Below are 24,660 nucleotides of genomic sequence, written 5' to 3' on the forward strand. Positions count from 1 at the left end.
CAGAATAAGAGAAAGTTCAGCGGAGCCTTGTTGGAAGGCTTGTTGGACAGCGGCGCAATATGAACCATGCCTGAGCTAAGCGTCCGCCAGCAGCATCTAGCCAATATGTGCTTAATGTCCCCTTCGGAGAGATAGTGTTGAAAACACTCGGCGTTGCCGATGCTTTGGTGTCATGATTCAATCGTCGCATTGATTTGCGGCGGATTGAGTGATGAGGTGTCAGGCGGTTCCTGCGCAGCTCTTCTACGACTTCCGCCTCGATGATCACGTTCCTGCCGATCATCTGCTGCGCGGCATCGACCGCCATCTCGACCTCGACAGCTGCGCACGCAGCTAAAGCCCTTTTATAGCGGCACTGGCCGGCCGTCGGTTGATCCTGATCTGATGATGCGGATCATCGGCTACTGCCTGGGCATCCTCGGATCGGCGGCTGTACGAAGAGGCCCATCTCAATTTGGCCTATCGCTGGTTTTGCCGGCTCGGTCTGGATGGGAAGGTGCCGGATCATTCCAGTTTCTCCAAGACCGGCATGGCCGCTTCCGGCAAAGCGACATCCTTTCTTTCTTGCCGCAGAGTCATTCACGGCGCGGACGCGCCGTGAATGGATTCCTGTGACAAGCACAGGAATGAAGGAGGAGAGGTGGCAGACCTATCCCTTCGCAACGCATCCAGAGACGATCACAACGCATCTCCGCGCCTGACGGCAATCCAGTCGCAGTTAGATCAACGCCTCATGCGACAAGCTAGAAAAGGACGGCTCGAAGACGTCCTTCACGGCCACCGTGAAATCGTGGCTCGTGGCGTTTCCGGCAGCGTCATAGGCTTCGGCGGTGAAAGTCAGGCTGTGGGTGCTTTCGAAATCGATCGCCGCCTTTGTCTGGATCTTGTTGCCGACGAGCTTGAAGATGCCGTCAGCATCATCCGTCAGCCGCCACTTCACCACGCTGCCCTCCGGATCGCGTGCCGTGAGCAGGCCGACCGAGGTGCCGATCGCGACAATCTCGGAGATCGAGCTGCGCGAGAAAGCGAGATTGGTCGGCGCCTTGTTGGCAGGGGTTTCGTTGACGTCGAGGACGTTGATCGTGATGTCCTTTTCGACCGAGACCTTGCCGTCGGAGACGGCGACCTTAATCGTGTGCGACTTGGCCGTCTCGTAATCCAGAGCCTTGGAGGTAACGATGCGGTTGCCGTTGATCCGGAAATGATCGTTGGCGCCGTCGAGCAGCGTGTAAGTGAGCTTGTCACCATCGACGTCCTTGGCGCTGAGCAGGCCGACCGTGGTCCATATCGGCGTGCTTTCCGACAGGGAGGTTTTCGAGAGCTGGATATTGGTCGGCGCGGTATTGCTGCTTATGAAGGTTTCCGTGGCGAAATCGTAGACGCCGTCGGCAAAGCGCGCGAATTCGACGTCCGTCAGCGTGTCCTTGCCCTCCAGGGCGCTCGTCAGAATGTGATCGCTGTTGTTCAATGCGAAGGAATAATTGACGAAATTACCTGAGAAGATCGCGGTATCGATGCCGGCGCCGCCATTGATGGTGTCGTTGCCGGCGCCCCCGGTCAACTTGTCATTGCCGGCCTTGCCATTGATGATGTCGTTGCCGCCGCTGCCGTCGAAAATGTCGTTGCCATCGGTGCCTGTAAACTCGTCGCTACCACCGCCGGTCTTGACGTCAACGCCAGAGACATAGCCGGTAACGAAAGCCCCGCGATCTCCCAGTTCGTCGGAAAGATCGAGGTGGGCGCTGTCTGTCACTGCCAATGCGGGGTTAAAATTGTGGAACGAATCGGTCGACCACACGATCGTGTCAAAGCTTTCGAACTGCGCGCTTGAACCGGCAACCCAGTATCCCACCGTTTCAAGGACTTCAATGTTCTTGATCGTCAGGCCTCTTAGCTCAGAGGCTTGGAGAGTATCGATCCCCGCGCCGCCGTCGATTGTTCCGGAGCCCTGCCCCTTCACGCTTATGGCATCGTCGCCGTCGCCCGCATTGATGTCGAAGACCTCAGGGTTACGGCCGCCGGCGTCACCATCGGAAATCGTATCGTTGCCCAAGCCGCCTCTGATGACGTCATTTCCGACGTCGTCTATAATCTGGTCATTGCCGTCACCACCATTCAGAATATCATTGCCATCTCTGCCCGCGAGCCAGTCATTGCCATCACCGCCGTCAAGCGTGTCATTGCCATTACCGCCACGAAGCAGATCGTTTCCGGCGCCCCCATTCAGTGTGTCTGCGCCCTCGCCGCCATCGATGTTATCGTTGCCTGCGCCTGTTGTGATCGCATTGTCGCCGTTTGAGCCGGTCACATTCGCGGAGCCAGAGCCCAGTTCGTCAGCAAGATCAACCGTCCCGGAATCGGAGATGACCAGATTGACCGAGAGGAGAGGATTGATTTCGGAATTGCGGATGACGTCGTAAGATTCGAACTCGGCGCCGGTCTTGGTGATCGTTGCGCCGTTCGTATTCAGAATATTCAAGGCCATATTAAACTTTCCAAAAAGATGCGTTTGTATTCTATGAAAATGAGAAATCCTCAGTAGAACTGTTCTTGCAGCTTCAACGGACGACAACCCCCTGCGGATCTATGCCGCGATTTGCGCGCCAAGGGAAATTCCCAAATTCCGATCTTACCGCCAGAGCGTGGTTGCCCCTTGAGATAGGCGACTACGCCCTGAACGGCCAAGATCCAGCCCGACAGTTGCTGCTCGGAATAGGCGATCCGCGTTCCCGCCTCACGTGTCGTGGCAATGGCGTCGAGGTCGCCCGGCGACAGCACATGAACGAGATAGGCATCCAATCCCGCTGCCTTGAACGCCTGCCCGATCTCGTCATGTCCTGGTCAACGGCACGCCAGAGCCAGTGTTTGCGGCCGGCGATGGAAACTACCACCTCGTCCCGATGCCAGACGTCCCGGCCCGACGGCCGTCGGCGGCGGATTTGCTTCGCGTAGGCCGGTCCGAATTTCCGACCCCATCGCCGGATCGTTTCATACGAAACGACGATGCCGCGCTCCAGCAGCATTTCCTCTACCAGCCGCAGGCTCAAAGGAAATCTGAAATACAGCCAGACCGCGTGCGCGATGATCTGTTGCGGGAGACGGTGACGCTTGTAGCTGATGGCTGAATTCTTCATCCCACCATCTCCACACCCCGCTCACTGACAGCAGGTTTATGTGGCAACACCGAACTGAACGAAACTAACCAGTCTGTTGCTTGGGACGAACGGAGACCGTCGAGAAATTCGATAATCATCGCGGGACGGTTTCCCTGCTCAATTTTTTCGGAGATTGCCACCTTTCATACAGGACTCCGGCTCAGATATGCAGCGCGCTTCCCAAAGCTTTCAGCGCCGCCTCCATCACCGCTTCGCTGCGGGTCGGATGCGCGTGGATGGTGCCGGCGATGTCTTCCAGGCGTGCACCCATCTCGATGGCCAGCGCAAAAGCCGCCGAGAGTTCGGAAACCCCGGCTCCGACCGCCTGCAGGCCGAGCACGAGATTGGTGTCGGCCCGGGCTACGACGCGCACGAAGCCCTCTTCGGACAGCATCGTCATCGCCCGCCCGTTGGCGCTGAACGGAAACTGGCCGGTGCGAATTTCGTAGCCTTGCGCCTTCGCCTCCGCCGGCGACAGGCCGGCGCTGACGATCTCCGGGTCAGTGAAGCAGATGGCGGGAATGCATCTTTTGTCCCAGGCCCGCTTCTTCCCGGCGATGATTTCCGCCACCATCTCGCCTTGCGCCATGGCCCGATGGGCAAGCATCGGCTCGCCGGTTATGTCTCCGATCGCATAGATCCCGCGCATCGAGGTGCGGCAGCGGTCGTCGATCCTCAGATAAGGCCCGGCACGATCGAGATCGAGCTCTTCGAGACCGGATCCTGCGGTTCTTGGGCGGCGGCCAACGGTAACGAGGATGCGGTCCGCCGGCAGGGTCTCACGCCGGCCATCAGCCGTTTCGACGATCAATGCCTCTCCATTGTCGGCAAGGCCAATCGCCTTCGCAGCCGTCAACACCCGGATACCGCCTTCGGTCAACTTGCGCATGACGGGGCGTACCAGCTCGGCATCATATTGCGGCAGCACCTGTGGCGTCGCCTCGACGATCGTCACATCAGACCCCATCTTGGCAAAGGCCGTCCCGAGCTCCAGCCCGATATAACCGCCGCCGACGACGAGGAGTTTTTTCGGAAGTTCCGTCAGCGACAGTGCCTCTGTCGAGGAAATCACGCGGCCGCCGAAAGGCAGGTTCGCAAGCTCCACCGGATCCGAACCGGTGGCGATCACCACGGTCTCGGCGCGGATGATCTGCTGGCCGGTTTCCGTCTCCACCTCCACCGTCTTGCCATCGCGGAAATGGGCTCGGCCGTGGACGATCTTGACTCGCGCCTTCTGCAGCAGCCCCGAAACACCGGTCGTCAACCGGCTGACGATCCCGTCCTTCCAGGCAATCGTCCTCATGAGATCGATCGAGGCGCCTTCGACGCGGATGCCCATCGGGTTCTTGCCGGCAAGCATCTTCTGCGTCGCATCGAATTCCTCGGCCGCATGGATCAACGCCTTGGAGGGAATGCAGCCGACCGTCAGGCAGGTGCCGCCCGGCTTGCCGGCCTCGACGATGACGGTATCGATGCCGAGCTGTCCGGCGCGAATGGCGCAGACATAACCGCCCGGACCGGCACCGATGACGAGGAGCTTGCAGACGATCTCTTTCATGGATCTCAGCTTTCGATAAAAATGAGCGCAGGCGTTTCGATGAGCGTGCGGATGCGCTGGACGAAGTTTGCCGCATCCCAGCCGTCGATGATGCGGTGATCGAAGCTGGAGGAGAGGTTCATCATCTTGCGCGGCACGAACTGCGTGCCGTCCCAGACCGGTCGCGTGGCGATCTTGTTGACGCCGATGATCGCCACTTCGGGATGATTGATGATGGGTGTCGAGACGATGCCGCCAAGCGCACCGAGCGAGCTGATGGTGATGGTGGAGCCGGACAGCTCATCGCGTGTCGCAGTCCCCGAGCGCGCCGCTTCCGCCAGCCGATTCATCTCGGCGGCGCAATCCCAGATGCCACGGGCTTCGGCATGCCGCACCACCGGCACTGTCAGACCGGCCGGTGTCTGCGTGGCGATGCCGATATGCACAGCACTATAGCGCATGATGATGCCGGCATCGTCGTCGAAAGTGGCGTTGACGTCAGGCTGCTCGGAAATCGCCTTGACCAGCGCCCGCATCAGGAAGGGCAGAACCGTCAGCTTTGGATGATCAGGCCTGCGATCGCCGTTCATGGTGGCGCGCAACTCCTCAAGCGCGGACATATCCACTTCCTCCACATAGGTGATGTGGGGGATGCGCGAGGCGGAAAGCACCATCTTCTCGGCAATGCGGCGGCGCAGGCCGGTCAGCTTGATCTCCTCGGTCGCCGTCTTCCTGGCAAAGCCGTTCTTTGCCGTTGCAGGCGCGGTCCCATGGCTTAGGAATTGCTCGATGTCCTCGCGCAGGATGCGCCCGGCCGGTCCGGTCGCCTGCACCTGCCTAAGATCGACACCGCTTTCCCTGGCGAAGAGCCGCACGGAGGGCGCGGCAAGCGGCTTTTCCGCCGGCGCCGGCGCGGGAGTTGGCGCTGGCGGAGCAGGTTTTGCAATCTCGGCCTTGGGCGTTCCGGCAATCGGCGTCTGCGAAATCCCTGCAAACTGAACCTCGCCGACATCTCCCGCCGTCTCGATCCGCACCAGCGGAGCCTTGACCGCGATACGGTCTCCGACTTCACCGGCAAGCCAGGTGACGGTACCATTGACAGGAGACGGAATTTCCACGGTGGCCTTGTCGGTCATGACGGCGGCGATCACCATGTCCTCACGGACGGGATCTCCCGTCTTCACATGCCATTCTACGATCTCGGCCTCGGCGACCCCTTCCCCGACATCAGGCATCTTGATGATGAATTCGCTCATGGCTCAGGCCTCCATGACTTCGGCAAGCGCCCGCCCGACACGGCCGGGACCGGGAAAATAGTCCCACTCCTGCGCATGCGGATAGGGCGTGTCCCAGCCGGCAACACGCACGACTGGCGCTTCGAGATGATAGAAGCAATGTTCCTGCACCAGTGCTGCGACCTCGGCGCCGAAGCCGGATGTCAGGGTTGCCTCATGCACGACGACGCAACGACCCGTCTTCGAGACCGATTTGACGATCGTATCGAGATCGAGCGGCAGCAGGCTTCTGAGATCGATCACCTCGGCATCGATGCCGGCATCCTCGGCCGCAGCAAGCGCCACATGTACCATGGTGCCGTAGGCAACGACGGTCACCGCCGATCCCGCGCGCCGCACTTCGGCCTTGCCGATCGGGATGGTGTAATGGCCATCAGGCACCTCCCCGAGGTCGTGTTTCGACCAGGGCGTCACCGGCCGCTCGTGATGGCCGTCGAAGGGGCCGTTATAGAGGCGCTTCGGCTCCAGAAACATGACCGGATCAGGGTCCTCGATCGCCGCGATCAGCAAGCCTTTGGCATCATAGGGATTGGACGGCACGATCACCTTCAGCCCGCAGACATGGGTAAAAAGCGCCTCCGGACTCTGGCTGTGCGTCTGGCCGCCGAAAATGCCGCCGCCGGTCGGCATGCGCACGACGATCGGGCAGGTGAAATCGCCGTTGGAACGGTAGCGGATGCGCGCCGCCTCCTGCGTCAGCTGGTCATAGGCCGGATACATGTAATCGGCGAACTGGATTTCGACACAGGGTTTCAGCCCATAGGCCGCCATGCCGATCGCCGTGCCGACGATGCCGGATTCGCTGATCGGCGTATCGAAGCAGCGCGTTCTGCCGTATTTTGCCTGCAGGCCCTGCGTGCTGCGAAAGACGCCGCCGAAATAGCCGACATCCTCGCCGAAAACGACGACATTGTCGTCCCGTGCCATCGAGACGTCCATGGCGCTGCGCACGGCCTCGATCATCGTCATCCTGGCCATATCAGTACCCCGCCTTCTGTCGCTGGCGGCGGATATGCGGCGGCATCTCGGCATAGACGCCCTCGAAAATGTCGCGCACCGAAGGCCTGCCGCCGGCATGCAGTGTGCCATGCGCCTCTGCCTGGCGCTGCGCCTCGATCACCTCGTCCATGATTTCGGCTTCGGCCTGCACATGCCGTTCCTCCGACCACGCACCCTTGACGATCAGATGTTTCTTCAGCCGCAGCACGGGATCGCCGAGCGGCCAGGCCTCCGATTCCGTCTTAGGCCGATAGGCGCTCGGATCGTCGGAGGTCGAATGCGCGCCGACGCGATAGGTCACATATTCGATCAGCGTCGGGCCGAGATTGCGCCGCGCGCGCTCTGCCGCCCAGTAGGCGACGGCATGGACGGCGAGATAGTCGTTTCCGTCGACACGCAGCGCCGGAATGCCGAAGCCGAGGCCGCGCGCCGCGAAGGTGCCGGAGCCGCCGCGGGCGATGCCCTGGAAGGTGGAGATCGCCCACTGATTGTTGACGATGTTGAGAATAACAGGCGCCTTGTAGGTCGAGGCGAAAACCAGCGCCGAGTGGAAATCCGATTCCGCCGTCGATCCGTCGCCGATCCAGGCGGCGGCAATGCGGCTGTCGTTCTTGATCGCCGAGGCCATCGCCCAGCCGACAGCCTGCACATATTGGGTGGCGAGATTACCCGAGATGGTGAAGAAGCCATGCTCCTTGGAGGAATACATGATCGGCAGTTGCCGGCCGCGCAAAGGATCGCTCTCGTTCGAGTAGATCTGGTTCATCATCTCGACCATCGGATAGTCGTCGGCAATCAGCAGGCCGGCCTGGCGATAGGTCGGGAAATTCATATCTCCCGTCTCGAGCGCCTTGCGGAAGGCGCAACTGACGGCTTCTTCACCGAGATGCTGCATGTAGAAGGAGGTCTTGCCCTGCCGCTGCGCCATCAGCATGCGGGCGTCGAAGGCACGCAGCTTCATCATGTTGCGAAGCCCGGTCAGCAACGCCTCATCGGAGAGCGACCCAGCCCAAGGACCGACCGCCTCGCCCTCGCGGTTCAAAACGCGGATGATGGAATAGGCGAGATCACGGATATCTTCGGATGCGACATCCACCTCCGGCCGCGGCACCGAACCGGCCTTGGCAATCTTGACGTTGGAAAAATCGGGCTGACCGCCCGGGCGAACGGCGGGTTCGGGGACATGCAGGCTCAAACGAGCGGAATCCACCATGTCTTTTCTTTCCTCCCTTTGCCGGCCTTGCTCCTCTCCTCCGGAAGCAGGGCCGGATGTGGTTCTTATAGATTGCGGGCGATCACCATGCGCTGCACGTCGCTCGTTCCTTCATAGATCTGGCAGATGCGCACATCGCGGTAGATGCGCTCGACCGGATAATCGGCCATGTAGCCATAACCGCCATGGATCTGGATCGCATCGGAACAGACGCGCTCCGCCATCTCGGAGGCAAAGAGTTTCGCCATCGAGGCTTCCGACAGGCAGGGCAGCCCTGCCTCCCTGAGGGACGCGGCATGAAAGACGAGCTGCCGCGCCGCCTCGATCCGCACCGCCATATCGGCAAGGCGGAAGGCAACGGCCTGGTGCTCGAAGATCGGCTTGCCGAAAGCGGTACGCTCGCGGGCGTAATCGCGCGCCGCCTCAAAGGCCGCCCGCGCCATGCCGACGGCCTGCGCCGCGATGCCGATCCGTCCGCCCTCGAGATTGGCGAGCGCGATGCGATAGCCCTCGCCTTCCGCACCGAGCCTGAGTTCTGCCGGAATGCGCATGCTGTTGAAGGCGATCTGGCAGGTATCGGAGGAATGCAGCCCAAGTTTTTCCTCGACGCGGATCACCTCGTAGCCCGGCGTATCTGTCTGCACGATGAAGGCGGTGATGCCCTTCTTTCCGACATCGAGATCGGTAACGGCAAAGACGATGATGACATTGCCGTTCTTGCCCGAGGTGATGAATTGCTTGGAGCCGTCGATCACGTAGTGGTCGCCATCACGCCGCGCCCGGGTCTTCAGGTTCGAGGCATCGGAGCCGGCCTGCGGCTCGGTCAGCGCAAAGCCGCCAATCCACTCGCCGCTGGCCAGTTTCGGCAGGAAGCGCTGCCGCTGCTCCTCGGCGCCGAATTTCAGGATCGGCACACAGCCGACGGAGCTATGCACGCTCATGATCGTCGAACAGGTTCCGTCGCCCGCGGCAATCTCCTCCAGCGCCGCGGCATAGGCGACCACGCCGGTATCCGATCCCCCATAGGCTTCCGGCACCAGCATGCCGAGCAGCCCGAGTTCACCCATTTCCTTCAATTCCTCGCGTGGGAAGAGATGCTCCCGGTCGCGTTTGGCTGCCCCCGGCGCTAGCCGGTCGCGGGCAAAGTCACGGGCGAGATCTGAGATTTGCTGCTGGAGGTCGGAAAGGATCATCTGTTCTCTCCCTCTCCTATTGCCGTTCGATGGCAACGGCGGTCGCCTCGCCGCCACCGATGCAGAGCGCGGCCATGCCGCGCTTCAGGTCGTATCGCTCCAGTGCTGCAAGCAGCGTCACCAGGATGCGAGCCCCCGAGGCGCCGATCGGATGGCCGAGCGCGCAGGCGCCGCCATGCACGTTCACTTTTTCATGCGGCAGGTTGAGATCGCGCATCGCCGCCATGGCGACGACGGCGAAAGCCTCGTTGATTTCGAACAGATCAACCGCCGACAGCGGCAAGCCGGTGCGATCGGACAGCTTCTGCAGCGCGCCGATCGGTGCGGTGGCAAAAAGATTGGGCGCCTGTGAATGCGTGGCATGGCCAAGGATCGTGGCAAGCGGCTTCAGGCCGCGATGCTCCGCCTCGGAGCGGCGCATCAGCACCAGGGCCGCCGCGCCATCGGAGATCGAGCTGGAATTAGCGGCGGTCACCGTGCCGCCCTCGCGGAAGGCGGGCTTCAGCGTCGGGATCTTGTCGAGCTTCGCCTTTCCGGGCTGTTCGTCCCGGCTCGCCACCTGCTCGGCTTTACCCGTTTTTACGGTGACCGGCACGATCTCGCTTTCGAAACAGCCTTCGGCGATCGCCTTCTGCGCCCGCGTCAGCGAGGTGATGGCGTAGCTGTCCTGCGCCTCGCGCGTGAACTGATAGGCCTCGGCGCAATCCTCCGCGAAGCTGCCCATCAAGCGCCCCTTGTCATAAGCATCCTCCAGCCCGTCGAGGAACATATGATCCACGACACGCCCATGGCCGAGCCTGTAGCCGCCACGGGCCTTGTCAAGGAGATAGGGCGCATTGGTCATGCTTTCCATGCCACCTGCAACCGCTACAGAAGCGCTGCCGGCGGCGATCAGGTCATGCACCATCATCACCGCCTTCATGCCCGAGCCGCACATCTTGTTGACGGTGCTGGCCGCGGTGGCGAAGGGCAGACCGGCATGGATCGCCGCCTGGCGGGCCGGTGCCTGGCCCTGCCCCGCCGGCAGTACACAGCCGAAGACGACCTCCTCGATCGCCTCGGCCTCGACGCGGCTCCGCTGCAATGCCGCGCGGATCGCCGTTGCTCCGAGTTCCGGCGCTGTCGCCTCCTTCAGCTCTCCCTGAAAGCTGCCGATCGGGGTGCGCGCTGCACCGACGATAACGATGGGGTCTTGCAAAACCATCTTTCCTCCTTCGGGCAAAGCGCTCAGCGCGCGCCCATCCGCAATGCGCCGTCGAGGCGGATGACCTCGCCGTTCAGCATGTTGTTTTCCAAGATATGGCGTACCAGCCCGGCGAATTCTGCCGGACGGCCAAGCCGCGGCGGAAAGGGCACGCTCTTGCCGAGTGCTGCCTGAACCTCGGCCGGCATATCAGCCATCATCGGCGTTTCGAAAATGCCCGGCGCAATCGACACAACGCGAATGCCGTGACGGGCAAGCTCGCGGGCGATTGGCAAGGTCATCGCCGCCACCCCGCCCTTGGAGGCGGCATAGGCTGCCTGGCCGATCTGGCCGTCGAAGGCGGCGACCGAGGCCGTATTGACGATGACGCCTCGTTCGCCTTCCGCATCCGGCTCGGTCGTCTGGATCGCTGCGGCGGCCAGCCGGATCATGTTGAACGTGCCGATGAGATTGATGCCGACCGTGCGGGCAAAATTCTCCAGCCGGTGCGGTCCGTCGCGGCCGATCACCTTTTCGGCCGGTGCGACGCCTGCGCAATTCACCAAACCGCGCAGGCTGCCAAAGGCTTCGACGGCAGCGGCAACCACCGCCGCCCCCTTCTCGCCATCGGTCACATCGGCCTCGACGAAACAGGCATCGCTTCCGAATTCTCGGGCGATTTCCTGACCGGCTTCCGCGTTAAGATCGGCAATCGTCACGCGCCCGCCGGCCTCCACAAGCGCGCGCACGGTTGCCGCACCCAAGCCGGAGCCGCCGCCGGTCACGATGAAACTTGCTCCACGGATCAGCATGAATCTCTTCCTCCCTGCCGACTGCGCCCCCTCCAAGCGCAACCGACGGATACGATTCTATTCGCTCCACCTATTGCAAGCGATGACAGAACTGCTCCATTATTTCGGCCAGTTTTGCCATAGCGAGGATAGAATGGCCGAGATCGAGCGACGCATGATCGCGCCGGGCTTCGTGGAGGAGGCACTCGACAGCCTGCGGCGGCTCGGCAAGCCGACGGCGCCGGTCCTTGCCCGCGTCGGCCTGGCATCCTGGGTTGATCAGCCGGTTTCGGCAGAGACCTATGGCGCGCTCTGGCTGGCGATCGCTGTCGAGCTCGACGATGAATTCTTCGGCATGGGGGGTCGACCGATGCGTAGCGGCAGCTTCACGCTGCTTTGCCACTCTGTGCTGCATGCGCCGACGCTGGGTCACGCTCTGCGCCGGGCGCTGCGCTTCCTCGATGTCGTGCTCGACGACCCCCGGGGACGGCTCGTCATCCGCGACGGTCTGGCCGAGATCGAACTGAGCGATGCCGGCGGCCCGCGTTCGGCCTTCGCCTACCGCACCTACTGGATCATCCTGCACGGCCTCATCTGCTGGCTGGTCGGCCGGCGCATTCCGATCCGGCTCGTCGATTTCCGCTGCGCGGAACCCAAACAAGGGGCCGACTACCGGCTATTCTTCGGCGCGCCCGTACGTTTCTCGCAAGCTATCAGCCGGCTCGGCTTCGACAGCGCCCTGCTCGACCTGCCGGTGGGGCGCAGCGAACAGGCGCTCAAACAGTTCCTGCGCGGCGCACCCGCCAATATTCTAGTGCGCTACCGTTATGATGCGGGCATCGCCGCCGGCGTCCGCCGTCGCCTGAACCAGGCGACGCCTGCCATGTGGCGGAGTTTTGCCGAGCTTGCCGCCGATATGCGCATGCCGCCCTCCACACTCCGCCACCGCCTGCGCGACGAGGGACAAAGCTATGCCGCCATCAAGGACGACATCCGTCGCGACCTCGCCGTCGAACTGCTGCTGAACACGACGATGACCATCGGTGAGATTGCCGTGCAGCTTGGCTATTCCGAGCCGAGCGCCTTCTTCCGGGCCTTCCGCAAATGGGTGGGCAAGAGCCCCGAGGGCTTTCGGCGGGACGGAGCGGAAATCGAGGGCATGTCAGTCGAATCGGTTGACCCGCCCTGACTGGCCTCGCGCTTTCGCGAACATGGCGGCAACCTTCATCATGAACGACTTGCTGAAGCGGCCAAAGAACCGCCTGATGAGGCTCGATGTACCAGGATCGCTCGACGATATCGTAATTGTATTCGTCGACGACGATCCCACTCTGTTTGAGATCACCGAGACCGGCGCGACGGTGTTCGATATCGGGAATTTCCAGGGCCACCCTTCCCACCTCCGGCGGCTGTGTGGTGATTGCCAGAAGGACGAGATGCGTGTTTCCATCGCTCGCACTGCGGATCGCGATGACGACACAGACTGGGCGTTGTTTGCGCCCCTCGGTCTCACCACGCTGCTGTTGCCACGCCCAGAGATAGGGATAGGTAACCACCTCGCCAGGACGAAACTCATGGCTTATCGTCGTAGCCTTCACCGTGCGCCAGCCGCTCAATCGCCTCGCCGAACAATTCGGCATGCTCGTCCGGCATCTCCGAAATGTGATGGGCACGACGCGGGTCCCCGCCGCTGCGCATCCGCTGATAGTGCTCATAGCTCATCAGCACGAAACGTGGCTTGTTGTGGCGGGTAAGAATAACCGGCTCGCGGCTCGCGACATCGGTCACATCACCAATCTGTTTATTGAGATCACCTGTCGTGAACTGTCGCATGATCATCGTCTCCGGTTTGATTTCCATATATTCCATCTTTTCAAGAAAATGGCGCTCACGCGCTCTCGACAAGAATTCGCAAGGTTCTTCGGCCGCATCATTCAAGGGCACTTTGACCCTGCCGCAACCCGCGCTACATATTTCAGCGGGAGGAGTGCCATGTTTGATTTTTCGCTCGGCGAAACCGCGGACGCGATCCGTGAAACGACGGCGCGGTTTGCTGCCGATCATATTGCTCCGCTGGCCGTGGAGATCGACGAAAGCAACACGTTTCCACGCCAGCTCTGGCCCGAGATGGGTGCGCTCGGCCTGCATGGAATCACCGTCGAGGAAGAATTCGGTGGCGCCGGTCTTGGTTATCTCGATCATGTCGTCGCCATGGAAGAGGTTTCGCGCGCCTCGGCCTCCGTGGGGCTCAGTTACGGCGCCCATTCCAATCTCTGCGTCAACCAGATCCGCCGCTGGGCCTCGCCGGAACAAAAGCGCCGCTATCTGCCGAAGCTGATCTCCGGCGAACATGTCGGCTCGCTCGCCATGTCGGAGGTCGGCGCCGGTTCCGATGTTGTCTCCATGCGGTTGCGTGCCGAGAAAAAAGGCGACCGCTATGTTCTGAACGGCACCAAATTCTGGATCACCAACGCGCCGCATGCCGATGTGCTTGTTGTCTATGCCAAGACGGATCCCGCGGCCGGCCCGAAAGGCATTTCCGCCTTGATCATCGAGAAAGACCTGCCCGGTTTCGGCGTCTCCAAGAAGCTTTCCAAACTCGGCATGCGCGGCAGCGATACGGCCGAACTGGTCTTCGAGGATTGCGCGGTGCCGGCCGAGGCGCTGATGGGCAGGGAAGGCGAAGGCGTGAAGATCCTGATGTCCGGCCTTGATTATGAGCGCGCCGTGCTTGCCGGCGGGCCGCTCGGCATCATGCAAGCCTGCCTCGATGTCGTGCTGCCCTATGTGCGCGATCGCAAGCAATTCGGCAAAGCGATCGGCGATTTCCAGCTGATGCAGGGCAAGATCGCCGACATGTATGTCGCGCTGAATTCGGCGCGCGCCTATGTCTATTCCGTCGCTCGCGCCTGCGATGCCGGCCGCGCGACGCGCACGGATGCTGCTGCCGCGATCCTTTTCGCCAGCGAGAATGCCGTGAAGGTCTCGCTGGAAGCGATCCAGGCGCTCGGCGGCGCCGGCTATACCAAGGAATGGCCGGTCGAACGCTTTTTGCGCGACGCCAAGCTTTACGATATCGGCGCCGGCACCAATGAGATCCGCCGCTACCTGATCGGCCGGGAGCTCATTGCATCATGACGGTGATTTCGACTGCGATCGATCGCGACAGCGACAGCTTCAAGGCCAATGCCAGCAAGAATAAAGCCCTGATCGACGAACTCCTCAATCGTTCGGCGAAAACGCGCGAGGGCGGATCGCAAACGGCGCGCGAGCGCCATACCGGCAAAGGCAAGCTGCTGCCGCGCGATCGCATCCAGCTGCTCATCGATGCCGGCAGCCCGTTCCTGGAGATCGGCACGCTGGCCGCCAACGGCATGTATGATGACGAGGCGCCCGGCGCCGGCATCATATCAGGCATCGGCCGCGTGTCCGGCCGCGAAGTGATGATCGTCGCTAATGACGCGACGGTGAAGGGCGGCGCTTATTTCCCCATGACGGTGAAGAAACATCTGCGGGCGCAGGAGATCGCCATGCAGAACCGCCTGCCCTGTCTCTATTTGGTCGATAGCGGCGGCGCCAATCTTCCGCATCAGGCCGAAGTCTTTCCCGACCGCGACCATTTCGGCGCAATCTTCTACAATCAGGCGCAGATGTCGGCCGAGGGAATCCCACAGATCGCCTGCGTGATGGGAAGCTGCACCGCCGGCGGCGCCTATGTGCCCGCCATGTCCGACGAAACGGTCATCGTGCGCAATCAGGGCACGATCTTCCTTGCCGGCCCGCCGCTGGTGAAGGCCGCGACCGGCGAGATCATCTCGGCCGAAGAGCTCGGCGGCGCCGAAACCCATGGCCGCCGCTCCGGCGTCGTCGATCATGTCGCCGAAAACGACGAGCATGCGCTGCTGCTCGTGCGTGATATCGCAGCCACTCTCAACAGCGTGAAGGCCATTGATATCGACCTGCAGCAGCCACGGCCGCCCAAACTCGATCCCGAGGATCTCTGCGGCCTGATCCCGGGGGATGTGCGCTCGCCCTATGATGTGCGGGAGGTCATCGGCCGGATCGTCGATGGCTCGGAACTGCATGAGTTCAAGCCGCTCTACGGCACCACGCTGGTCTGCGGCTTCGCCCGCATATGGGGCATGCCCGTCGCCGTCATCGCCAATAACGGCGTGCTGTTTTCCGAAAGCGCGCTGAAGGGCGCGCATTTCATCGAGCTCGCCTGCCAGCGCCGCGTGCCTTTGCTTTTCCTGCAAAACATCTCCGGCTTCATGGTCGGCGGCCGTTATGAGGCCGGCGGCATCGCCAAGGATGGGGCAAAGCTGGTGACGGCGGTTGCGACCGCGAGCGTGCCGAAGGTCACGGTCATCATCGGCGGCAGCTTCGGCGCCGGCAATTACGGCATGTGCGGCCGCGCCTATCGCCCGCGCTTTCTCTTCACCTGGCCGAACAGCCGCATCAGCGTGATGGGCGGCGAACAGGCGGCCTCGGTGCTCGCCACGATCCGCCGAGACTCCACGGAGGCGCGCGGTGAGAATTGGCCAATTGAAGAGGAGGAAGCCTTCAAGGCGCCGATCCGCGCCGGCTACGAGGCCGAGGGCAATCCCTATTATGCCACGGCTCGCCTCTGGGACGACGGCATCATCGATCCGCGCCAGACACGGGACGTGCTGGGCCTTGCCTTTTCCGCCTGCCTGAATGCGCCGATCCCGAAAGGGCCGCGCTTCGGCCTGTTCAGGATGTGAGGCGCCGATGATGGAAAGCCTTCTCATTGCCAACAGGGGCGAAATCGCTCGCCGCATCATCCGCTCGGCCAAGATGCTCGGCATCCGCACCATCGCCGTCTACTCCGAGGCCGATGCCGGCCTCCCCTTCGTCAGGGAGGCGGACGAGGCGATCGCCATCGGCCCCTCGCCGGCCCGCGAAAGCTATCTCTCGCAGGAACGCATCCTCGATGCCGCCCGGAAAACCGGCGCTGCCGCGATCCATCCCGGCTACGGTTTCCTTTCGGAAAATGCCGGATTTGCCGAAGCGGTGGAAAAGGCCGGGATCATCTGGGTCGGCGCGCCCCCTGCCGCAATCCGGGCGATGGGGCTCAAGGATGCGGCCAAGGAATTGATGCAAGCAGCCGGCGTGCCTGTGACCCCCGGTTATATCGGCGCGGACCAGAGCGAAGAGAGGCTGGCGGCCGAGGCTGATATCATTGGTTATCCCGTGCTCATCAAGGCGGTCGCTGGTGGCGGCGGCAAGGGCATGCGCCGCGTCGATCGCCCACAGGATTTCGCCGAACTTCTCGCCTCCTGCCGCCGTGAGGCGGCTGCCGCCTTCGGCGATGACCGCGTTCTGATCGAACGCTATATCGCCAATCCGCGCCATATCGAGGTGCAGGTTTTCGCCGACAAGCTCGGAAATTGCGTTCATCTCTTCGAACGCGATTGTTCGCTGCAGCGCCGTCACCAGAAGGTCATCGAGGAGGCCCCTGCCCCCGGTCTCGATGCCGCCACCCAGGCAGTGATCTGCGATGCGGCGGTGAAAGCCGCAAGAGCGGTGAATTATGTCGGCGCCGGCACCATCGAATTCATCGCCGATGCCTCGGAAGGCCTTTGCGAAGATCGCATCTGGTTCATGGAGATGAACACCCGCCTGCAGGTGGAACATCCGGTCACCGAGGCAATTACTGACGAGGATCTGGTGCTCTGGCAGTTGAAGGTCGCTAGCGGCGAACCGCTGCCGAAAATGCAGGACGAGATCGCCATGAGCGGCTGGGCCTTCGAAGCCCGGCTCTATGCCGAAAATCCTGCCGCCGGCTATCTGCCGTCGATCGGCCGGCTTGAACATCTCAGCCTGCCGCAAACCGTCCGTGTCGATAGCGGTGTCGAGCAAGGGGATGACATCACCGCCTTCTACGACCCGATGATTGCCAAGATCATTGCGCATGGGCCGAACCGCGAGGCCGCACTTTCGAAGCTCGCAGCCGCCTGCGCTGGCATCGAGGTCTGGCCGGTCAGATCCAATGCTGGTCTTCTCGCCCATATCGCCATCGATCCGGATTTTCGCGCAGCTCGGATCGATACCGGCTTTCTCGATCGTCATGACGAAAGGCTTGTGGCGACGGAGCCGAGCGAAACTGCAATCGATAGCGCGGCCACGGCGCTTTTAAAGAACACCGATGGTAATCCCTGGACCGCGCTGACCGGGTTCCGCATCGCCGGCGCAGAGGACAAGAGGGTGCGCATCCGTATTGGCGATCACCTCCATTGGGGGCAATCGCGTCCGGAGTTTGAGGCCAATACCATCACGATCGGTGAAACCACGGTGCTTTTCGAGGCCGGCAATGCCTGGCCGATCAGCCTGCCCGTCGCCAGCGAGGTCGAGGCAAGTCAGAGTGCCGGTGATGGCGCGATCCTGTCACCCATGCCCGGCCTGGTCATTTCGGTGGATGTCGCCGAAGGCGATCGTGTCACCAAGGGGGACCGCCTGCTGACAGTCGAAGCGATGAAAATGGAACATTCTCTGCGTGCGCCCTTCGACGGCATCGTCGAAAAGCTGCAGGTTTCCTCGGGGATCAGGGTCTCGGAAAACCAGCTGGTCGTCAGCATTGTGAAGGAGGAGATTTGATGGCCGGCCGCTATTTCGACGAATGGACGGTCGGCGACCGCATCGCCCACGACGTCCGCCGCACGGTCACCGAGACCGACAATCTGCTCTTCACGACGCTCTCCCACAATCCGCAACCGCTGCATCTCGATGCCGACTATGCGGCCGGGACCGAATTCGGCCGGATCGTCGTCAACGGCACCTTCACTTTTGCCCTCACCGTCGGCCTTTCGGTCGGCGACACCACGCTCGGCACGCTCGTCGCCAATCTCGGCTATGACAAGGTAACGATGCCAAAGCCGGTCTTCATCGGCGATACGCTGCGGGTGGAAACGGAAGTGATGGAGCTGCGTCGCTCGAACTCCCGCCCCGATGCCGGCATCGTCACCTTCCGGCATATCACCCTGAACCAGCGCGGCGAGATCGTCTGCCAGTGCCTGCGCACGGCACTGCTGAAGGTGAAACCGTCATGAGGCTGCGCTCGCTACTCTTTGCGCCCGGTGACCGGCCGGAGCGTTTCGAAAAAGCGCTCGCCTCAGGCGCCGATGCCGTCATTCTCGACCTGGAAGATTCGGTTGCGCCCGCAAACAAGCCGAAAGCGCGCGAGAGCGTGCACGAGTTCGTCCTGCATCATGCCAGCGAGACCCCTCTCCTGATCCGCATCAATCCCCTCGCCTCCCCAGAATTCGAAGACGACCTTGCCGCTTTGAGCGGCCTTCATCCTTTCGCGATCGTGCTGCCGAAGGCCGAGGGTGCCGCTTCGGTGCTGAAGCTTGCAGGCTCTCTTGCATCTGTAATTCCGATCTTGCCGATAGCAACCGAAACGCCATCCGCGATCTTCGAGATCGGCAGCTACCGGGATGTCGCGACCAGCCTTTGCGGCCTGACATGGGGGGCGGAGGATCTGCCTGCCGCGATGGGGGCTACGACCGCGCGGAGGACGGATGGCCGCTACACGCCGCCTTACGAGCTTGCCCGCTCGCTCACGCTGTTCGCAGCCCATGCCGCCGGCGTTCCGGCAATCGACACCGTCTATCCCGATTTCCACGATCTGAACGGTCTCAGGGCCTATGTCGGCCGAGCCCGGCGCGACGGCTTTTCCGGCATGATGGCCATCCATCCGAGCCAGGTCGAAACGATCAATCACGCCTTCACGCCGGATGCATCCGAGATCGCCTGGGCGGAGAAAGTCGCCGCCGCCTTTGCCGCCAGCCCCGACGCGGGCGTCATCCAGCTTGACGGACGCATGATGGATTTGCCGCATCTCAAGCTCGCGACCCGCATTCTCGATGTGGCCGGGCGATAGAGCAAATGCGCCACCAATTAGCCCGCCTTTGCGGTGTGCTTGGAGGCGGCGTTCTCTCGGCTGAGGTAGCCGGCGCCGATGGCGACGTAGAGATCCACATAGTCCTTGGCAACCTGTTGCACGGTGTCGGCAAGGCTTTCCTGGGCATCGGAGACCGACCGCTGTGCCTCCAGGACGTCGAGCAATGACGAGGCGCCATCCTTGTAGCTCGTGGTCGAAAGCGCAAGCGACTCCTGTGCCGTCTGCACCTGTCTGCGCAACGGTTCGAGCGTCTGCGTGTCACGGCGAACAGCCGACAGCGCATTTTCAACCTCTTCGACCCCGTTCAGCACCGCAGCTTTCCAGGCGAGATATTGGGTCCTGGCATCGGATTTTTCGATGTCGACATTCGCACGCAATTTGCCGCCATCGAAGATCGGCAGGTTGAGTGTCGGCCCGAAGGACCAACTGGTCAGAGTTCCGCCGCTTGCACCGGATGATTTGACCCAGCTCGGCGAGATCGAGCCGGATAGCGAGATCGACGGGTAGAGCTGGGCTTCCGCGGCCCCGATATCGGCGACAGCCGCCGCCAGCTCGCGTTCCGCCTTGCGGATATCGGGACGGTTGCGGATGAGATCGGCCGGAATGCCGGCCCGAATGTCGCCACGGAAAACCGGCTGGCCGGCGCTTTTCTGCAGTTCGCCCATCAGCGAGGCCGCCGGCATCCCGAGCAGAGTGGCAATGTGATGGCCCGATTCGGTGAAGCTCTGTTCGAGGCCAGGAATGTCGGACTTTGTCGACTGTACCAGACCCTCGGCCTGAACGACGTCGAGGCGGGAGGCCGCACCCGCCTTGAGCTGCAGCTGCGTGAGTTCGTAAGTCTGTTGGCGGGATTTCAAATTCGCCTGCGAAAGCGCGATGCGCTGCTGATAATAGCGGGCGTCGATATAGCTCTCGACCAGGTCTTTCAGAAAGGTGAGCTTTGCATTGTCGGCCGTTGCATAGGCGGCCCCCAGCGAGGCGATCGCACTCTCCTTCGAGCGACGGTACTGGCCGAAGATGTCGAGCAGCCAGGAAAGGCTGGCCTCGCCACCTGTCTCATTCGTGGTACCGATCGTCGTACGCTCAGAACCCTTCTCGCCGGATACCGTGTGCGATGCGCCGACATCGAGGCTCGGCAGGCCACCGGCAGCGGCAACCGTGACATTGGCGAAAGCCGAATTGATGCGCTCGAGCGCCTGCAGGACATCAAGGTTCTCGCTGAGGCCATGAGCCACCAGGCCGTCGAGCCGCTTGTCACGATAGGCCGTCCACCACTGCGCCGCCACGACATCGCCGTTGCTCTTGGTACTTCCTTCTTTGAATTTGGCAGGAAGCGGCATCTCTGGGGGAACGTGATCCGGGCCGCTGACGCAGCCTGCCAGCAGAAGCGTGACCGCCGATGCGGCGTTGCGCAGCGATGATAGGTTCATGCAGAGCGACGGATTCACGGGCGAGCTTTCTGAACCGGGATCGTGGGTTCAGGCTTAGCGGCGCCAGCGTTAATGGCGGTAAAGACACTGTAAAGTTAGGTAAAATCGCTGGGCGGGATCAGGCCCGGTCATCAGCCGAACCATAGGACGTCGGCTTTCGGGGAAGCTCCAGGGTGATTGCAAGACCTCCGGCATCCGGCAACGACGCATGCACACGCCCGCCATGGCGCTCGATGGCCTGTCTGGTGATGGCCAGACCCAGGCCATATCCACCTCTCGGTACAGCCTCGTTTCCGCGTGAGAACGGCTGGAAGATCCGTTCGAGTTCGTCTCGACTGACACCTGGCCCCTGATCGGTGACACAGATTTTGAGGCGCTCGTCTGTCGTCTCGCACGATACGGATATGCGCGAATGCTCGGCTGTGTACTTGACGGCGTTGCGGACGACGTTTTCGAGCGCCCTGTAGATGAGCTCGCCTTCGACTTCGGCGCGGAAAACGCCCTCGACACTGGTTGTGATTGAGACCTCCCGCGCCTGAGCTTCGAATGCCGCATCGCCGAGAATTTCGTTGAGCAGCTCGATGACATCAAGAGTGTGCGTTTTCAGCGGCCGGCTGGATCCGGCAGTCAACCTGGCAAGCGTCAGAACTTCGCCGACCAGCGCATCCAGCCGTTCGACCTCCCGGTCCATGCGGTCTAGCATGGCGCCGAGTTTCGCCGGGCTCTGCCGGAGCACGCCGACGGCGGCCTGCAGGCGGGACAAAGGCGAACGCAGCTCGTGGGAGACATCATGGAACAGCCTCTGCTGCGCATCCTGCAGCTCCTGAAGCCGGGCGGCGCTGGAATCGAAGTCATGCGCAAGCGCGGTAACCTCGTCCTTTCGGCCGGCCATCTTGTCACCGATGCGGAAATCGAAGCGGCCATGGGCGAGCGCGCTCAAGCCATCGCGCAGATGCACCACGGGACGAATGAGATATCGGGCGAGTGCACCTGCCGAAATCGTGCTCGAAATCAGGATCGTGAGCCACGGCAAGAACGGACCGAAGTTCTCGAACGTGAACGTCGCCTTGGCCGGCAGGGAAATCTGGTAGCAAACCTCGTCCTTCAGGACGAATCGTGTGTCGACGGTCTTTTGAACCGCGCAGGCATCGGCTTTCGCCGTTTTGGAGATCGTCAGACCAGATGGTAGCGTCTCTTCACTTGCGCGCACGAAATGCGCGGCGGCATCCTCACCATCTCTGGCGAGCATGTTTGCGGTGAGATTCAGGGCGATCACTCGCCGCTCTTCCTCCAGTTCGCGCGCAAAAGGAACGCCCTGGAGGAAATTGACGAGCAGGATGATGACGCCGACGGTTGCCGCCATCGTCAACCAGATCGTCGTGAAGAATTTCCAGAAAAGCCGGGGCATGGTCAGTCCACGAGAAGTTGATAGCCCTGGCCGCGAACGGACTGGATCCAGGATTGGCCATCCTCCCTCAGTCCGAGCTTCTGGCGAACGCTGCTGATATGGACGTCGATCCGGCGATCGAACGGGGTCAGCGGCTTGCCGAAGGCCCGCTTCGAAATGTCCTGCTTCGACACGAGCTGGCCGGCGCTGCGGGCGAGGACCTCGAGCAGGCTGAATTCCGTGCCGGTCAGGTCCAAGCTTTCGCCGCGCCATTCGGCGATCCTGCTGCCAGGATGGATCACGAGTTTTCCCGCCCTTATGATGTCGATCGAAGCACCGGCCGCCGGCTGGCCCGCCCGGCGGAGGATGGCGCGCAGTCTCGCCGCAAGTTCGCCCGGCGAGCATGGCTTCGGCACATAGTCGTCGGCGCCGAGATTGAGACCCGATATCCTGTCGACGTCATCGCCCCTTGCGGTAAGCATCAGCACAGGAACCTGGCTGAGCTTCCTGATCCTCTGCAGAACCTCGATCCCGTTCATCCGAGGCATCATGATGTCGAGCACGATAATATCAACCGTATTGCCGGCCGCCGCGGCAATGGCGGCGCGCCCGTCTGTATCCGTGACGACCTCATATCCTTCTTCGACCAGATATTCCTGCAGAAGCGTCGTCAGCTCGGCATCGTCGTCGATAAGGAGAACCTTGTTCATTCGCATTATCCGCTCTCAATCCCGGCAAGCCATACAGCACAAATACAGTCGCGCAGCCAAGTTTTACCTAACTTAACATTAACTTGACCGCACTTAACGTTCGTCCCGCTACTGATCCTGCCATGACATAATACGCGCTGAAACCGGATTGCAGCGACATGGCCCGCAATCCCTCGTTGAGTTGGCGCGGATCGGGAAAAGGCATCGATGCCTTTGACCACCTCTTCGGTCGAATTCCCCCCCGGAACGAGACCGCGGGACGCGTTACCCCGCAGGCGGCCCCGCGCCGCCTGCGCGTCCTGCATTTTCTCGGCCAACAGCGTACCTGGCCTGTGTCGCAGAGAGAACCTTTACCAAACTTTACACTTCCTTAACCGCGCTTAACATCCACACAGCTATTAGAGTTCGACCTCAGTTCGATCCGGAGTGTCGTGTGTCCAAGGCACATCGAAATATTCTGCGGTGCCGCTTTGCGGAGCGGAAAGTCATCTGTGTCGAGATTTGGCGGTGGTTATCGAAGCTTGCTTCAAAGAACTATGTCTCAATTGCTTCTTTCTTGAGTCCCGGGATCCACTCAGGACGCGCAGAAACCGTTCCAATAGAGCGTCATGCTCACCTGGAAGACATCTCCATTGGGGGAACGGGGTGATTGATGCTCCGGGTGATCAGGGCGTGTTTACCGGGCAGATCGAACAGTTCAACAAGCCTACCGACGCCGACGAGGTTGCGGCGCATCGCCTCGAGGAAAGGCGGCAATAGCCATCGAGCGCGGCACGGGCGCAGAGCGAAGGGCCGAAATAGAAGGCGAACGCTGACACTAGGGACCGTCGTGAGGCATCGGTTCGTTGTCAAAGTCGTGGAGCGTCAGTCGACACGTGCTCGAGCGACGAGGCATATTCCCGCTCAGAAGAACGGTCCCGCCATATGCCGAGAGTGACTTACCGATTTGCTTCTGTGGTTTCCACGAAGAGCTGGTTGAGCTGTTTCATCTCAAGTGCATGGGCGCGCCTTCTGAGGGCGGCTACCTGTTTGAGCGTTGCAAGGTTGTCTGTCGTCTCAATGAGATGCGCATCGGCGACCAGCATTTCCGCTTCAATCCTGCCCTGCTCTCTCAATTGCCAGACATCCCTGACGCGAAATTGGACCATTATGACGCCGAAAAGCGCCACGAGCGCGGAAGCGGTCATTGGCAGCCAATTCGGGACAACCGGTCCATAGGCCGAAAACAATGATGAAAGGCCACTCAAAACGATGATCGCCAAGGTGAGAAAATTCCAGAGATATTGATTAACCTTGGAGGAACGAGCATAGCCGTTTCGATGTGTTCGAAGGTCACGCAAAGCCTGCCTTTTGATCTCGGCTGCGTCCGATGGAAGCATGCTTTCGGCCGTCTCTTGCTCGATCTCCCGCCTTGCCGCCAAAATCACGTTGATGACGGCGATAGTGATCCCGAAGGTTATCATGAACCACGCGATGTAGTGCAAAGGGACGTCGTCGAGAATGACGTTTGACAAAAATGCGGGTTGAAAAAACTCAATTAAAGCGCCAATCGATATCAAGAATATAGACAGGGCAACCACTGCAATCGAAAGCATCGCCGCTATATTTCTATATCTGCTATTTAGTGTCATTTTCTTCAGTTGAGCCTGGTCATCCCCCTCCCTTCTAAACAAATCCATCATCCTATCCTCGAGACTATAGGGTTAACCATAGTCAACCTTTTACCACGCCAGAAAGCAAGTAATGTTTGCGAAGTAATACTTTACGGATCGAATTTCCGGCACCTCTCGCTAATGTGCGGGCCGGGGCAGCCTCCACCTCTTCAATCCGGTCGCTTCAGGCT

General features: G+C 61.4%; 20 protein-coding genes and 3 pseudogenes. 7 read left to right on the forward strand and 16 right to left on the reverse strand.

Going from position 1 to position 24,660, the window contains the following annotated elements:
• Positions 1-211 precede the first annotated feature (211 nt).
• Positions 212-558 (forward strand): annotated as a pseudogene (locus ACM5SV_RS19630) (transposase); the annotation flags it as partial.
• Between the two features lie 160 nt (positions 559-718).
• On the opposite strand, the gene ACM5SV_RS19635 reads toward ACM5SV_RS19630, so the two are convergent.
• The 10 genes and pseudogenes from ACM5SV_RS19635 to ACM5SV_RS19680 form a co-directional block, all read right to left on the reverse strand.
• Positions 719-2,485, reverse strand: coding sequence for a cadherin domain-containing protein (locus ACM5SV_RS19635; protein WP_222015359.1), 1,767 nt, complete (start codon positions 2,483-2,485; stop codon positions 719-721).
• Between the two features lie 50 nt (positions 2,486-2,535).
• Positions 2,536-2,799: a hypothetical protein gene (locus tag ACM5SV_RS19640; protein ID WP_206615929.1), complete on the reverse strand. Its 264-nt coding sequence runs from the start codon at positions 2,797-2,799 to the stop codon at positions 2,536-2,538.
• 38 nt (positions 2,800-2,837) lie between these two features.
• Positions 2,838-3,134, reverse strand: a pseudogene (locus ACM5SV_RS19645) (IS6 family transposase); the annotation flags it as partial.
• 181 nt (positions 3,135-3,315) lie between these two features.
• Positions 3,316-4,713, reverse strand: coding sequence for a dihydrolipoyl dehydrogenase (gene lpdA, locus ACM5SV_RS19650; RefSeq protein ID WP_222015358.1), 1,398 nt, complete (start codon positions 4,711-4,713; stop codon positions 3,316-3,318).
• Between the two features lie 5 nt (positions 4,714-4,718).
• Positions 4,719-5,948: a dihydrolipoamide acetyltransferase family protein gene (locus tag ACM5SV_RS19655; RefSeq protein WP_222015351.1), complete on the reverse strand. Its 1,230-nt coding sequence runs from the start codon at positions 5,946-5,948 to the stop codon at positions 4,719-4,721.
• Between the two features lie 3 nt (positions 5,949-5,951).
• Positions 5,952-6,965, reverse strand: coding sequence for an alpha-ketoacid dehydrogenase subunit beta (locus tag ACM5SV_RS19660; protein WP_017958371.1), 1,014 nt, complete (start codon positions 6,963-6,965; stop codon positions 5,952-5,954).
• Position 6,966: 1 nt separating this feature from the next.
• On the reverse strand, positions 6,967-8,199 hold the full coding sequence (locus ACM5SV_RS19665) for a thiamine pyrophosphate-dependent enzyme (RefSeq protein ID WP_003555592.1): 1,233 nt from the start codon (positions 8,197-8,199) through the stop codon (positions 6,967-6,969).
• A gap of 65 nt (positions 8,200-8,264) precedes the next feature.
• On the reverse strand, positions 8,265-9,392 hold the full coding sequence (locus ACM5SV_RS19670; RefSeq protein WP_222015350.1) for an acyl-CoA dehydrogenase family protein: 1,128 nt from the start codon (positions 9,390-9,392) through the stop codon (positions 8,265-8,267).
• A 16-nt stretch (positions 9,393-9,408) separates the two neighbouring features.
• Entirely contained in the window at positions 9,409-10,596 is a 1,188-nt protein-coding gene (locus ACM5SV_RS19675; RefSeq protein ID WP_222004599.1) for an acetyl-CoA C-acyltransferase, read from the reverse strand.
• Between the two features lie 23 nt (positions 10,597-10,619).
• Positions 10,620-11,387, reverse strand: a complete 768-nt coding sequence (locus ACM5SV_RS19680) for a 3-hydroxyacyl-CoA dehydrogenase (RefSeq protein ID WP_222004598.1) — start codon at positions 11,385-11,387, stop codon at positions 10,620-10,622.
• Positions 11,388-11,469: 82 nt separating this feature from the next.
• On the opposite strand from ACM5SV_RS19680, the gene ACM5SV_RS19685 reads away from it, so the two are divergent.
• The gene (locus ACM5SV_RS19685; protein ID WP_221974004.1) at positions 11,470-12,555 is read left to right on the forward strand and encodes an AraC family transcriptional regulator; all 1,086 of its coding nucleotides are present in this window, start codon (positions 11,470-11,472) and stop codon (positions 12,553-12,555) included.
• Here the strand turns inward: ACM5SV_RS19685 and ACM5SV_RS19690 are convergent.
• Both ACM5SV_RS19690 and ACM5SV_RS19695 read right to left on the reverse strand, forming a co-directional pair.
• Positions 12,529-12,949 (reverse strand): annotated as a pseudogene (locus ACM5SV_RS19690) (hypothetical protein). The gene ACM5SV_RS19685 and the pseudogene ACM5SV_RS19690 sit on opposite strands and share 27 nt — an antisense overlap.
• Positions 12,939-13,199 carry a type II toxin-antitoxin system Phd/YefM family antitoxin gene (locus ACM5SV_RS19695; RefSeq protein WP_026170885.1) on the reverse strand — a complete coding sequence of 87 codons (261 nt, stop codon included), beginning with the start codon at positions 13,197-13,199 and terminating at the stop codon, positions 12,939-12,941. Before ACM5SV_RS19695 ends, ACM5SV_RS19690 begins: the two are co-directional and overlap by 11 nt.
• 159 nt (positions 13,200-13,358) lie before the next feature.
• Between ACM5SV_RS19695 and ACM5SV_RS19700 the strand changes: the two genes are divergently transcribed.
• From ACM5SV_RS19700 to ACM5SV_RS19720, 5 genes are read left to right on the forward strand one after another with little or no spacing between them, the layout of a single operon-like run.
• A complete protein-coding gene (locus ACM5SV_RS19700; protein WP_221974003.1) occupies positions 13,359-14,504 on the forward strand; it encodes an isovaleryl-CoA dehydrogenase in 1,146 nt (381 codons plus the stop codon).
• Positions 14,501-16,111: a carboxyl transferase domain-containing protein gene (locus ACM5SV_RS19705; protein WP_221974002.1), complete on the forward strand. Its 1,611-nt coding sequence runs from the start codon at positions 14,501-14,503 to the stop codon at positions 16,109-16,111. The genes ACM5SV_RS19700 and ACM5SV_RS19705 overlap by 4 nt, the downstream gene beginning before the upstream one ends.
• Before the next feature lie 7 nt (positions 16,112-16,118).
• Complete coding sequence (locus tag ACM5SV_RS19710) at positions 16,119-17,984, forward strand: acetyl/propionyl/methylcrotonyl-CoA carboxylase subunit alpha (RefSeq protein WP_222015348.1); 1,866 nt, start codon at positions 16,119-16,121, stop codon at positions 17,982-17,984.
• Positions 17,984-18,436 (forward strand): MaoC family dehydratase, encoded by a 453-nt coding sequence (locus ACM5SV_RS19715; protein WP_221963152.1) that lies wholly within the window; start codon positions 17,984-17,986, stop codon positions 18,434-18,436. Before ACM5SV_RS19710 ends, ACM5SV_RS19715 begins: the two co-directional genes overlap by 1 nt.
• Entirely contained in the window at positions 18,433-19,269 is an 837-nt protein-coding gene (locus tag ACM5SV_RS19720) for an HpcH/HpaI aldolase/citrate lyase family protein (protein WP_221974000.1), read from the forward strand. The genes ACM5SV_RS19715 and ACM5SV_RS19720 overlap by 4 nt, the downstream gene beginning before the upstream one ends.
• A 17-nt stretch (positions 19,270-19,286) precedes the next feature.
• Here ACM5SV_RS19720 and ACM5SV_RS19725 read toward each other — a convergent pair whose 3' ends face one another.
• From ACM5SV_RS19725 to ACM5SV_RS19740, 4 genes are all read right to left on the reverse strand, one after another.
• Complete coding sequence (locus ACM5SV_RS19725) at positions 19,287-20,720, reverse strand: efflux transporter outer membrane subunit (protein WP_419425354.1); 1,434 nt, start codon at positions 20,718-20,720, stop codon at positions 19,287-19,289.
• A gap of 118 nt (positions 20,721-20,838) precedes the next feature.
• The gene (locus ACM5SV_RS19730; protein WP_003555608.1) at positions 20,839-22,128 is read right to left on the reverse strand and encodes a HAMP domain-containing sensor histidine kinase; all 1,290 of its coding nucleotides are present in this window, start codon (positions 22,126-22,128) and stop codon (positions 20,839-20,841) included.
• A 2-nt stretch (positions 22,129-22,130) separates the two neighbouring features.
• Positions 22,131-22,817 carry a response regulator gene (locus ACM5SV_RS19735; protein WP_003555609.1) on the reverse strand — a complete coding sequence of 229 codons (687 nt, stop codon included), beginning with the start codon at positions 22,815-22,817 and terminating at the stop codon, positions 22,131-22,133.
• Between the two features lie 938 nt (positions 22,818-23,755).
• Positions 23,756-24,496, reverse strand: coding sequence for a DUF4231 domain-containing protein (locus ACM5SV_RS19740; RefSeq protein WP_041935979.1), 741 nt, complete (start codon positions 24,494-24,496; stop codon positions 23,756-23,758).
• Positions 24,497-24,660 lie beyond the last annotated feature (164 nt).

Origin of the sequence: Rhizobium sp. CRRU65, assembly GCF_048551595.1 — a bacterium.
Taxonomy (GTDB): domain Bacteria; phylum Pseudomonadota; class Alphaproteobacteria; order Rhizobiales; family Rhizobiaceae; genus Rhizobium; species Rhizobium leguminosarum_J.